At 64.7% G+C, this 12,280-nt stretch carries 10 protein-coding genes; 6 read left to right on the top strand and 4 right to left on the bottom strand.

All coding sequences use genetic code 11. The features are described from left to right. The first annotated feature begins 157 nt into the window (after positions 1-157). From AAGA68_24115 to AAGA68_24140, 6 genes are all read left to right on the top strand, one after another. Positions 158-487 carry a cupin domain-containing protein gene (locus AAGA68_24115; GenBank protein MEM9388161.1) on the top strand — a complete coding sequence of 110 codons (330 nt, stop codon included), beginning with the start codon at positions 158-160 and terminating at the stop codon, positions 485-487. Positions 488-677: 190 nt separating this feature from the next. Next, a complete protein-coding gene (locus AAGA68_24120; GenBank protein MEM9388162.1) occupies positions 678-1,226 on the top strand; it encodes a hypothetical protein in 549 nt (182 codons plus the stop codon). 95 nt (positions 1,227-1,321) lie between these two features. Beyond that, positions 1,322-2,344 (top strand): DUF808 domain-containing protein, encoded by a 1,023-nt coding sequence (locus tag AAGA68_24125; protein ID MEM9388163.1) that lies wholly within the window; start codon positions 1,322-1,324, stop codon positions 2,342-2,344. Continuing rightward, positions 2,334-3,680, top strand: coding sequence for a hypothetical protein (locus AAGA68_24130; protein MEM9388164.1), 1,347 nt, complete (start codon positions 2,334-2,336; stop codon positions 3,678-3,680). Before AAGA68_24125 ends, AAGA68_24130 begins: the two co-directional genes overlap by 11 nt. Before the next feature lie 193 nt (positions 3,681-3,873). Beyond that, positions 3,874-5,043, top strand: a complete 1,170-nt coding sequence (locus tag AAGA68_24135; GenBank protein ID MEM9388165.1) for an efflux RND transporter periplasmic adaptor subunit — start codon at positions 3,874-3,876, stop codon at positions 5,041-5,043. Continuing rightward, positions 5,043-8,198 carry an efflux RND transporter permease subunit gene (locus AAGA68_24140; protein MEM9388166.1) on the top strand — a complete coding sequence of 1,052 codons (3,156 nt, stop codon included), beginning with the start codon at positions 5,043-5,045 and terminating at the stop codon, positions 8,196-8,198. Before AAGA68_24135 ends, AAGA68_24140 begins: the two co-directional genes overlap by 1 nt. Before the next feature lie 48 nt (positions 8,199-8,246). Here AAGA68_24140 and AAGA68_24145 read toward each other — a convergent pair whose 3' ends face one another. From AAGA68_24145 to AAGA68_24160, 4 genes are all read right to left on the bottom strand, one after another. Next, complete coding sequence (locus AAGA68_24145) at positions 8,247-9,203, bottom strand: universal stress protein (GenBank protein ID MEM9388167.1); 957 nt, start codon at positions 9,201-9,203, stop codon at positions 8,247-8,249. 108 nt (positions 9,204-9,311) lie between these two features. Next, positions 9,312-9,731 carry a phosphate-starvation-inducible PsiE family protein gene (locus AAGA68_24150; GenBank protein MEM9388168.1) on the bottom strand — a complete coding sequence of 140 codons (420 nt, stop codon included), beginning with the start codon at positions 9,729-9,731 and terminating at the stop codon, positions 9,312-9,314. Between the two features lie 164 nt (positions 9,732-9,895). Beyond that, the gene (locus AAGA68_24155; protein MEM9388169.1) at positions 9,896-11,698 is read right to left on the bottom strand and encodes an ankyrin repeat domain-containing protein; all 1,803 of its coding nucleotides are present in this window, start codon (positions 11,696-11,698) and stop codon (positions 9,896-9,898) included. Next, positions 11,695-12,114: a BlaI/MecI/CopY family transcriptional regulator gene (locus AAGA68_24160; GenBank protein MEM9388170.1), complete on the bottom strand. Its 420-nt coding sequence runs from the start codon at positions 12,112-12,114 to the stop codon at positions 11,695-11,697. The genes AAGA68_24155 and AAGA68_24160 overlap by 4 nt, the downstream gene beginning before the upstream one ends. Positions 12,115-12,280 lie beyond the last annotated feature (166 nt).

Genomic DNA, 12,280 nt, shown 5'->3' on the forward strand with positions numbered 1-12,280 from the left:
AGGGCAGGGGTAAGGATCCCAGACCCTTCGCTGTGCAGCATACTCGATGCGGTGCGGGGGCGGCGATCCTCGAGCCGGCGCGGTTGGGCTGCAGCATGCGCCCGGGGCCTGGCAGCCGTAGAATTGATCCTAGAGTTTTAGGACAGCCGGGGTCGTCATGAGACTGACCGTTGCCAACGCGCTGGCGCGTCTGGCCCAAGTCGATACGCCGTTCCGAGAGCTGTTCACCCACGGCAGTATGAGCGTTGAGATTTATCGGCCGATTAGTGTCGATAGGCAAACCCCCCATACGCGCGATGAGCTGTACGTGGTGGCGTCGGGCAGCGGCTGGTTCGTAAGCGATGGGGCGCGCGAGCGATTCGAGGCGGGCGAGGTGCTTTTCGTGCCTGCGGGGGTGCCGCATCGATTCGAGGATTTCTCCGAAGACTTCGTCACCTGGGTGTTCTTTTATGGCCCAGAGGGCGGGGAGGCATCACCGCAAGGGTGACCGACAGCCAGCGTCTGCTTGATCGCAGAGCCGCTCACGCTATACTTTTCGCCGTCCCTAGGGACACCGCCGATTTAAGTACCAACTTGCGGGCGGAATAGAAATACGGCTAAAGCGGCGCCCACGAATCCTCCCGCCCCGGATTCCGGCTCCCGCCGGAACTGAGTAAGGGGCCACGCTAGAGGGTTCCATGTCCTACGATAAATGCGACTCGGCGTCCGCCGCGTCGAAGGCCTTTTGCGCGGCCGTGGCTGGCGCGATCGCCGCGCGTGCCCACGAGCGCAGCGAACGGGTCTACGTCGCCTGCCAGGTGCTGTTGGCCCATCGCACCGTGGTGGTGGCTGGCGAGCTCGGCTTCTGGCCGCCAATGGGGGCCTTCGAAGGCGTCTGCGACGGGTTGGAGTCGATCGTGCGGGAGGAGCTCCGCGCCGTGCAGGCCGCGGGCTGGTCCCTAGACGCATCGACGAGCAGCTACTCGGTGATCAATCGACTGCAACGCCTACCGGCAGCTCAGGCGAGAGAGCTCGCCGCCCATGGCGCTGGGCGATGGCGCGCCGCTGACGATTCGCGACGTCTCGTGGCCGCTCATGGGCAGCGAGTCCTGGAGCCGCCGCTGCCGGATCCGCTGCGCCCATCGCGACCGCACCTGCATCAGGTTGCCGTGTCGTTGCCCGTCCCGAAGCGCGATGACAGGGTAGCGAAAGCTTGGGAATCGATGAGCGCGCAGCAGGGCAGCTAGAGCACGCCCAGCACCGCTCGGTGATCTGCAAACTCCTGCCCAAGGCGGTATAACGCCTGCTGGGCCTGCTTGGGGCTCGCGGAGGGTAGAGCGGCGTGAGTACAGGGTTGATTGCACTGTTGGACGATGTGGTGTCGATCGCCAAGGTGGCGGCGGCCTCCTTGGACGACGTGGCTGGCCAGGCGGCCAAGGCGGGCGCCAAGTCTGCCGGTGTCGTCATCGACGATACGGCGGTCACCCCGCGCTACGTGGTCGGCTTCGCTGCCGCTCGGGAAATCCCCATCGTCTACAAGATCGCGGTCGGCTCCTTGCGCAACAAGGTGTTGGTGCTGTTGCCGGTGGCCCTGCTGCTCAGCAAGTTCGCCCCATGGGTCATTACCCCGCTGCTGATGCTGGGCGGCTTCTACCTCTGCTACGAGGGGGCGGAGAAGGTGCTTGAGGTCTTCTTGCCGCACCATGCGCACAAGCACGAGGCGAAGGTGGGGTTGGTAGAACCCGAGGGGCAGGCGCTGGAAGACAAGAAGGTGGCGAGCGCTATTCGCACGGATTTCATCCTTTCCGCCGAGATCATGGCCATCGCCCTCTCCGAGGTGGCGGACTCGCCCCTGCTCACGCAGGCGATCGTGTTGGCCATTGTCGGGATCGGCATCACCTTGGCCGTTTACGGCGTCGTGGCGATCATCGTGAAGGCCGATGACATGGGCGTTGCCCTGGCGGCGACGCAGTGGGAAGGGCCCCTGGGCGGCGCCGTACGCGCCCTTGGCCGTGGGCTGGTGGTTGCGATGCCCGGATTCCTGAAGCTGCTCGCGGCCGTCGGCACGGCCGCGATGGTCTGGGTCGGCGGCGGCATCGTAATCCACGGGCTCGCCGAGTTTGGTGCAGACGGTGTGGAACACGCCCTGCACGATTTCGCCGTCCTTGTGGCTCACGCCGTGCGCGCGCTAGAGGGCTTTATCGAATGGCTCGTGTTCGCCACCGGCGCGGGGGTGTTCGGTCTGGTGGTTGGGCTGTTGCTTATCCCTGTCGTGGGTCGTGTGGTAGCGCCAACGTGGTCGGCCCTGAGCGCCTTGCTGCCCGCTGGGGGCAAGGGGGCGCAAGGTGTGGATCATGGCGACTAGCACCATTGATACTGGCTGCTCTCAAGTGATTAGAACGATTAGGCAAATCGTGGCGGCGATGACTGCGGTGTCGACCCTGGGCCTCGTGGCCTGCGGCGACCAGGGTAGCGCCACCAACGCTGCGATCCCAGACGTCGATGTGTTGGCCCGAGAGTACGTGTCCCTCGAGCTTGCGATGGGCCGGCACGATCCTGCGCACGTCGACGCGTACTTCGGTCCCAAGGAGCTCGTGGCGCTCGCCGATCAGGCGGAGCTCTCCCCCGCCCAGATCATCGAGCAGGCCGACGCCCTCGTCGAACGCTTGGAGCCCCTGCTAAGCGTGCGCGAGGGGCGGCCGCGCGATCGCCTGCGCGGTTTGCTGGCTCGCCTAACGGCACTGAGGACGCGGGCCTCGATGGCGCAGGGCGAGCGCCTGAGCTTCGATGAGGAAGCGCGGGCGCTGTTCGGCGTGACGCCACCTCGCTACGAGGCTGCACACTTCGACGCCCTGCTTGTCGACATCGAGGCCCTGCTCCCGGGCGAAGGGCCTCTGGCAGATCGAGTCAGCGGGTTTCTGAAGTCGTTCGAGGTGCCTGCTGAGCGCCTCGATGCGGTCTTTCAGGCTGCGATCGGCGAGTGTCGCACTCGCACGCTGGCGGCCCTGGAGCTTCCCGCTCAGGAGCGCTTTACCCTCGAGTACGTGAGCGACAAACCTTGGAGCGGCTACAACTGGTACCAGGGCGATTCAGAGAGTCTGATTCAGGTCAACACGGATCTTCCCCAGCAGATCAATCGGGCCGTCGACCTCGGCTGTCACGAGGGGTACCCCGGCCACCACACCTATCAGACGCTGCAGGAGCTGAACCTCGCACAGGGCGAGGGGTGGATCGAGTACACGGTGCAGCCGCTGTTCAGTCCCTCGGCCCTGCTGGCGGAGGGGAGCGCAAACTACGGGATACGGGTAGCGTTCCCCGGCGAGGAGCAGGTCGAGTTCGAAAGGCGTGTGCTATGGCCCCTCGCCGGTCTGGAGGCGGGCGAGGCGGAGCGCTACTACGCGCTGCAACGACTACGAGCCCGCTTGAGCTACGCCCGCAACGAGGCAGCACGCGGCTACCTCGACGGGCGGATGACCCGCGAGCAGGCCGTCGATTGGATCGTGCGCTACAACCTGGTCGATCTTGCTCAGGCCGAGAAGTCGGTGGATTTCATCGAGACCTATCGCAGCTACGTGGTGAACTACAACCTGGGCCAGGATTTGGTTCGCGACTACGTCGAGCGGGTCGGCGGAGACCGCTGGGCCTCCTTCACGCGCCTGCTCTCCGTGCCGATGATCCCCGCTGACCTACTAGAACCCTGATGGCTAACGGCGTCGTCCCCCAGCGACGCTCATCGCCAAGGCCGGTCGAGCGCTCAGCGGCGTGCGACCGCCGTGCTGAAAGCGGCATCTATCCTGCCGTGGATTGGATCTAGATCACGCTTCTCCGGTCGTAAAGAACGCTGCCATGCAGCATAATACGACCCCTCGCGCGTGTGCCCCCAGGACCCCCCGAATGATCAGTTTGCTGCGAAGCCCGTGGACCCTCTCCATCTTTATCGTCCTGGCCCTGGTGGCCTGGATGGCCTCTGGCGCCCTGTCGGATGGTGTGCCGTCGTCCTCCACGCCACTTGCGCAGGACGCGGGCACCGTTGGCGCGCGCGAGGGCAGACTCACCCGCGTGCAGTACCAGGAGGAGTTCGCGCAACGCATCGAGCGCCGTCTGCTGGTGAGCGGGCGCACGGAAGCCTCGCGTGAAGTGCAGGTGAAAGCGCAGACCTCCGGACGCATCGACTCCACCGTGGCCGAGCGCGGCGCACGCCTGAACGGGGGGCAGGAGGTGCTACGCCTCGACCTCGGTGACCGCGAAGCGCGTCTCATCCAGGCCAAGGCCCTGGTCCGCCAGCGCGAGCTCGAGTATGCCTCGAACAAGGCCTTGAAGCCTGCGGGTTTCAACACGGAAGGGCGCGTGGCAGAGACCTTGGCCAACCTCGAGGGCGCACGGGCGGAGCTACGGCGTGCGGAACTCGACCTAGAGCGCATGGTGGTGCGAGCACCCTTCGACGGTGCCTTGCAGGACCGATCGGTGGAGGTTGGCGACTACGTTACTCCGGGCGATCCTCTGTTTACGTACCTGGACGATCGAAAGGTAATCGTCAGTGCTGACGTGTCCGAGGGCGACATTGCCTACTTGCACACGGGCCTGATCGGTGAAGCGAAGCTGGTCGACGGTGCTCGCCGGCAGGGTCGCGTGCGCTACATCTCGCCCCAAGCGGACACTTCGACGCGCACCTTCTTAGTGGAGTTGGAACTGGACAACGCGCAGGGGCGCCTGCCCCTGGGCGCGTCGGCCGATCTGGGCTTGCCTCTGGAGACCGTCATGGCTCACCCGGTCTCGCCCGCGCTGATGAGCCTCGATGATGCGGGAGGCCTGGGCGTCAAGATCGTGGACGATGACAACCAGGTGCGCTTCTTACCCATCGAAGTGGCTCGAGCAGACGGCGACACGGTGTGGGTGACCGGCTTGCCCGATCCGGCGCGCGTCATCACCGTGGGCTACGGCTTTGTCAGTGAAGGGGAGCGTGTTGCGCCGACCTTAGAGTCACAGGATCAGCGTACAGCCCTAGAGCGGGAAGCTCTCCCCAATACTCGCTTGGTTGAAGCAGGCGTCGGCGAGGAAAACTGATGAACGCCATCATCGACTTCGCGGTGCATCACGCACGCACGGTGCTACTCGGCTTGTTGCTGATTCTCATCGCAGGTGCCTTCAGCTATGTGAGCATCCCCAAGGAGGCAGATCCGGACGTCGAGATACCCGTGATCTACACCTCCCTCTCCCATGAGGGGATCTCACCGGAGGATGCAGAGCGTCTGCTCGTGCGCCCCGTCGAGCAGTCCCTGCGCGCGATCGAGGGCATCAAGAAGATCTCCTCCAACGCCTACCAGGGCGGCGCGTCCGTGACCCTCGAGTTCGATGCAGGCGTTGATACGAGCCTCGCCCTGCAGGACGTGCGCGAGAAGGTGGACGGCGTGAAGGCTGAGCTGCCGGAGGAAACCGATGAGCCCATCGTCTCCGAGGTTACCTTATCGCGCATGGATCCTATGCTCGTGCTGCAGTTGAGCGGCGCGGTGCAGGAGCGAGTGTTGACGCGCCTGGCGCGAGACCTTAAGGACGACATCGAAGGGTTGGCCGGTGTGCTCGAGGTGAACACGGCGGGCGACCGGGAAGAGGTGATCGAGGTTCTTGTCGATCCGCGTGCCATGGAGAGCTACGAGATCTCTCAGTCGGAGCTGTTCCAGCTGGTGGATCGCAACAACCGCCTAGTCGCTGCGGGTACCCTGCAGGGCGAGCGCGGCCGATTTCCCGTGAAGGTGCCGGGCGTCTTCGAGACCGTCGAAGACGTAATGGCGATGCCGGTGAAGGCCGACGGCGACCGCATCGTCGCCCTCCAGGAAATTGCTAGCATTCGGCGCACCTACAAGGACGCAACGAGCTTTGCCCGCATCGACGGCAGACCATCGATCAGCCTCGAGATCATCAAGCGGGCCGGGGCCAACGTCATCGATACGGTGGATGAGGTGAGGGCACTTGTCGAGCGCGAATCGGCCCTGTGGCCATCAGCCGTAAAGGCGAGCTTCTCTAGAGATAAATCGCGGGATATTCGCAACATGCTCAGCGACCTGGAGAACAATGTGCTCTCCGCGGTGTTGCTCGTGTTCGTGGTGATCATCGGCATTTTGGGACTGCGCTCGGCGCTCCTCGTGGGGGTGGCCATCCCGGGGTCCTTCCTGGCCGCGATGTTGGTTCTGAATCTCATGGACATCAACGTCAACATCGTGGTGCTTTTCAGCCTGATCATGGCCGTCGGCATGCTTGTGGACGGTGCCATCGTGGTCACCGAGTTGGCCGATCGAAAGATGGCCGAGGGGCTGCCTCGCAAGGATGCCTACGCGACCGCAGCGAAGCGCATGGCCCTGCCGATCACCGCATCGACGCTGACGACCTTGGCCGCCTTCTTCCCCCTGCTGTTCTGGCCGGACGTCACCGGCCAGTTCATGCGTTACCTACCGATCACTTTGATTGCCGTGCTGACTGCCTCGCTGGTGATGGCGCTGGTGTTCGTGCCGACGCTCGGCGGCATCTTTGGCCGCGCGGGCACTCTCGATCCCAAGGCGCAGGCGGAGCTGGCGGCGGCTGAGCAGGGCGATCTCGATGAGATTCGCGGGCTCACAGGGGCCTACTTGCGCGTCTTGCGCGTGGCCCTGCGCGTGCCGCTGCTTGCCGTCACCGGGGTGACCGCCCTGCTTGTCGGCATCTACATCGCCTACGGCACCTTCGGCCGGGGGATGGAGTTTTTCCCTGATGTGGAGCCCGAGTTCTCGAGTGTAGAGGTGCGCGCGCGCGGCGATCTCTCGCCGCAGGAGCAGGATGCGTTGGTGCGTCAGGTTGAAGCGCGCATCCTTGACATGCCCGAGTTCGACTCGGTGTACGCGCGTACGGGAGCGTCGCGCGACGAGGGCACCAGCGATATCGTCGGCACGATTCAGCTGCAGTTCGTCGATTGGAGCGAGCGACGCCCGGCGGCGCAGATCCTGGAGGAGATTCGTGAGCGCACCGCGGATCTCGCCGGCATCGTGGTCACGGCACGCACGCCGCGCGCAGGCCCGAGCAACGACAAGCCGATCATCATCGAGGTGAGCTCGCGCTATCCGGAGCGCCTCGAGATGGTCACTACGCGTGTGCGTCAGCTGCTGGAGGAGGTGCCGGGCCTGCAAGATGTCTCCGATAGTCGCCCCCTGCCGGGTATCGAGTGGCGTCTCAATGTAGATCGCGCGGAGGCAGCACGCTACGGCGCCGACGTTACGCTCGTGGGCAACGCGGTCCAGCTGGTTACCAACGGCTTGAAGATCGGCGAGTATCGACCGGACGATGCGGACGATGAGGTGGAGATTCGCGTTCGCTATCCCGCGAGTAGCCGCAGCCTCACGGAGATCGACTCCCTGCGCGTGCCCTCCGACCGCGGCTTGGTGCCGATCGGCAACTTCGTCACGCGCAGACCGGCGCAAGAGGTTGGCACTTTGGAGCGCACGGACCTACGGCGCACGATGAGTGTGAAGTCCGATGTACGCCCCGGCGTGCAGATCCCCGAGCGCGTGGCCGTGCTGCGTGAAGCGGTGGGCGAGCTGTCCTTCGATCGCTCCGTCAACGTGAGCTTCCGCGGAGACAGCGAGGAGCAGGAGTCATCGCAGGCCTTCCTCTTGAGCGCCATGTTGGTGGCCGTGGCGATCATCTACATCATTCTTGTCACTCAGTTCAACAGCCTTTTTCAGGGCTTTCTGATCCTGACTGCCGTGCTGTTTTCCACCGGCGGAGTGCTCCTTGGTCACCTGCTGCTGCAGCAGCCCTTCGGCCTGGTGATGAGCGGTATTGGGGTGATTGCGTTGGCGGGAATCGTTGTGAATAACAACATAGTGCTCATCGACACCTACAACACGCTGCGGGCAGCTGGGATGGAGGCGACGGAAGCGATCCTTCGAACCTGTGCTCAGCGCATTCGTCCCGTCCTGCTGACCACCGTGACCACCGTCCTAGGCTTGTTACCGATGGTGTTCGGGATCAATCTGGATTTCTTCGACCGCGAGATTCTGATCGGCGGACCGTCTGCCCAGTGGTGGACGCAGCTGTCCTCGGCGGTCGCTGGCGGACTGGCGTTCGCGACCGTGCTAACGCTCCTACTGACGCCCAGCATGCTGATGCTGCAGGCGCGGGTGGAGCGCTGGGACTGGCGCGCTTTCCTGCGCCGGCTGCGCGATGCAGAGATCCCAGAAGGGTCGCACTGATTTAGCACCAGTGCGACTGCGCCTTGGCGGGCCGCCAGCGTAGAACCGCTACAGTTTGACTGGGGTCTGGAAGCCCTGGGGCTTGACCGCCAGCACAGAGCACTGGATCTGGTGCAGCACGAGCTCCGCTGTGTTGCCGATCAGTAGTCCGGGGATACCCGTGCGGCCAACGGTGCCCATGACCACCAGGTCGGCGGCCAGTGACTCGGCGAGCGCTGGGATCAGCTGACCCGCCTCTCCTCGAGGCAGGTGGGTGGTGATTTCCAAGGCCTTTCCTTCCCGTTCGGCGGTGGCCGCGGCGTTCTCGGCCACCAGCTGGTCAACCCATCGGTGTCTGGACAGGTCTTCGCTCTCCACCAAGCTTTCCACCTCGCCTGCGGTCAGGCCGCTGCGGGCCGAGCGCATGAAATCCTCGTGCGGCAAGGACCAGGCGTGCACGACGTCCAGGTGGGCGCCACTGCGGATAGCGAGCGAGCTGGCCATCTGCAGTATCTGTGCGTTCATCGCGTCGCCATCGCGGCGTGATCCGCTGTAGTCAAGACCGGCGATGATACGTCGGTACCCCTCCACCGCGGTCGATTTGATCAACCACACGGGACAGGGACACTTGCGCAGCAGCTTCATGTCCGTGCCCGTGTAAAGCTGCATCAGTCCATCTACCTTGTCGACAGTCTTGATCACCAGGTCGCGTTCGTTGCGCAGCACTTCGCGGGTGACTTCCAGGAAGGTGTTGCCGACGAGCACCTCCACCTTGAGGCGGGGGTTGCCGGCGGCCACCGCCTCGGCCAGCTGTTCGAGCGCTTCGCGGCGCACGCTCGTCATTGTCTCGATCAGCTCGCGCGTCTTGGTGTCTTTGGAGCGTCGTTCGCGCTCCGACATCTCCACGATGCCCACCACGGTGAGTTCTGCATCGTTGCTGTTTGCCAGCTCGACTGCCTGGCGCAGCGCTGCCGTGTCTGCCCGGTCCTGATCGGCTACGAACAGGATGTTGTGGAAGCGATTCATAGGGGTGCCTCGTCAAGCGGGAGGAGCGGTATTCTACAGAAACGGCGCCAGGCGCTCACGACCGGCGCCGGCATGACAGGCGACTTCTGTTTCTGATTCTTAGATTGCTTAGGTTTCTTGGTTGGGCGGGTTCGTCGTTTGCTCACGCCGCAGCTCATCGGTGTCCTCCCGTCCTTCGCCGGCGAAGAGATGCAACACCGCGACGGCCAGGGCGAGGATTACGATGGCGCCAGCCTCGTACAGGATTGTGGCCGGTTCCATCTCCTTCGACTGCAGCACGATGAGGCGGGAGAGGGCCGTGATAGCGATGAGCAGTGGGTAGACCGTGGGGATTCGGCGGCTGCTGTAGAAGGCTCCCGCCATGGAGACCACCTCTGTGTAGAGGAACAGGAGGAGGATGTCGGCGATGGCGACGTTGCGTTGCTCCCAGATGGTGGCGAGCTCAAACAGCACGGCGATCACCGTGAGGCCAATGATCACTGCGAGCACCGAGCGCTCGATGAGCGCGATGAGCCTGCCCATGTCCATACCAGTGTTCCCACGAGGAGCCGGCGCACAGGGTAGCGCATCGCCCCTGCAATTGAGTCGGCACACCGACAGATTTCGGGGGTGGCGTGATCCTGGGCCAGCCGGTAGGTGCTAGGCGACGGTAACTTAGGGTCTCCACCGCCTAGCTTGTCGCTTAGGACGTATCAGTCTCGCCCTGGTTGGTGGGTTGCGCCGAGAGTCTCGAGCCAGGCCTGGAACTCGGGGTGGTCTCGGTCGCGGGCCTCGCTGAGGGGCGAACGCCAGGCGCCGCGCGCGGTGCGCACGGTCTTCGAGACATCCGCCCCTTGGGCCACCAGCAGCTTGCCTATCTCCAGGTGTCCCTGCTGGGCAGCGTTGATAAGGGGCGTCTCATCGCCGAGCACATAGCCGTTGGCGTCGGCACCGGCGGCGAGCAAGCGCTCTGCCGCGGCGGCGTTACCGCGCAGGGCGGCGGCGATCAGCGGCGTGCCATCGCCACCGATCGCCACATTTGGGTCCGCTCCGGCCGCCAGTAAGGCGTCGATGATGGTCAGGTCATTGCGAGCCGCCGCACTGATCAGCGCGGCGCCATCGCCGGCGACGGTGAGGTCAGGGGTGGCGCCGGCGTCGAGTAGCAGTTCGAGGGCGACGCGGTCTCCCCTGCGGGCGGCTGCGATCAAGGCAGTGCCATCGCCGGGTGAGGTCACGTTGGGGTCGGCACCTGCCGCCAACAAGGTGCGCACGAGTGCCAGGTGCCCGCCACGGATCGCGCCCATGAGCGGCGTCCCGTCGCCGAGGGCAGGGGCACTTGGGTCGACCCCTCGATCGAGCATGGCGCCGACTTCGGTGGCGTTACCAGCTTCGGCCGCCTCGTACAAGAGGAGGCTGGCGCCGGTGCCGAACACCCGTTGGTTGAGCCGCTCGAGGGACGCCCCAATCCTACGCTCGTCCTCATCGGCGTCCTCGGGCGCGGCGCCGCCGAGGCTCGGGGCGAGGAGGTAGGCCGCGGTGGCCATCGTGGGCAGGATGATTCGTACCGTGGCGCAGGGCTTACGAACCTGTGCGGCATCGGATCTCCTAAGGTGTCTTACCCGCTCCTCAAGTGCGACGCCGTGAGCGTGGGCAGCGAGGCGAGGTGAGGGAGATGTGGACATCTGGGCCGACATGGCTGCTGCCTCCAGTAGGGCATGGGCCAGGCGCTTGGGGGCGCCCGTGGCGACGGCGGCATCGTGATCGCAGAGGCTCTCTCGCGTGCGAGCGATTACAGGCGCTAGGTAATGCAACGGTACATTCCACCAAAACGCGGCAGTCACTAGCCGCTGTGCCATGGTGATCCAGTTATCGCCCCGTCGGGCGTGGGCGATTTCGTGTTCCAGCACAGGGGCTGCCTGCGTGGATAGCGTGAAGTGCGCGGGCACGAGGATGCACGGTTGGCGAAAGCCCGCCAGCATCGGTGAGATGATCTCGCCGCTCGCGCGCACCTCGAGGTCCTTGGTCAGTCCGAGCGAGCCGGTGCTGCCAATAGGTTCGCTTCTGCCGCGCAGGCGAGCGAGGGCTCGGGCGTCATTGACCAGGCGTATCACCATCGCCAGGGTCCCGATGGTCCAGATCAGCAGGACCACGCTGTTGCTGGGAACCAAAGACGTACGCACTCGCTGCACCGTACGGTCCTCGGCCTCACCTGGCGCCGACGTACGCTGCCCGTGAGCCGAGATGGCGCGGTCCACCGCTATCGGCGCGCTGTTGATCGCTTCCGCGTCAATGGCAGCCGAGCCTAGAAGAGGCTTGCCGTGCTCCTGTGCAGGCAAGAGCGTCATGGCCATCAACAGGGGCACAAGGGCTACTGCCACTAGCGCCAGATCGTGGCGCTCGCGCACCCAGCGGAACGGGGCGTAGCGGTCCACCAGCTTGACCAGGCTGAGCAGCAGGGCGGTCTCCGCCAGCACCACAGCGACGGCAACTAGCAGCAGCGATGGGCTTGAGGTCATCGGGTTTCTCCTGAGCTGTTCTGATCATCGTCGTCGCCGCCCTGCTCATGCAGGAGCTGGGCGCGTAGTGCTTCGATGTCATCGAGGGTGAGTTGGTTATCTGTCACCAGATGCTGAGCGAGCCGTTGAGGGGAGCCCTCAAAGAGCGCTTGTACAAGATTGCCCAAGGCCTTCCGGCGGGCACCGTCGCGCGTGATTAGCGGACGATAGATATGGGCGCGGCCTTGCTTGCGGAAGTCCACATATCCCTTGTCCACCATGATCCTCACGGTGGTAAGCACCGTGGTGTACGCGAGATCGTGAGCATCTCTGAGCGCGTCCGTCAGCTCGCGCACGCTTGCCTCCTCGCGTTGCCACAGCACGTCCATGATTCGGTGCTCGGCGTCGGTCAGGGTTGCGGTTGTGGGTCGGGGCATCGACGAATTCCTTAGTAGTTCATCCGCAAGGTAGCGAGGGAACTGTCCTCTGTCAACTAATTAATACGTAGGAATGACCAACGAGCCCCCGTCGGCGCAGCCCCCCCCCCAGGCGAGACCGCCCCCCCACCGCCGGCCGCGGCGCCCCCACGCCCCCGGCGCCCAC

The sequence above is a fragment of the Pseudomonadota bacterium genome (assembly GCA_039193195.1).
Taxonomy (GTDB): Bacteria; Pseudomonadota; Gammaproteobacteria; order Steroidobacterales; family JBCBZW01; genus JBCBZW01.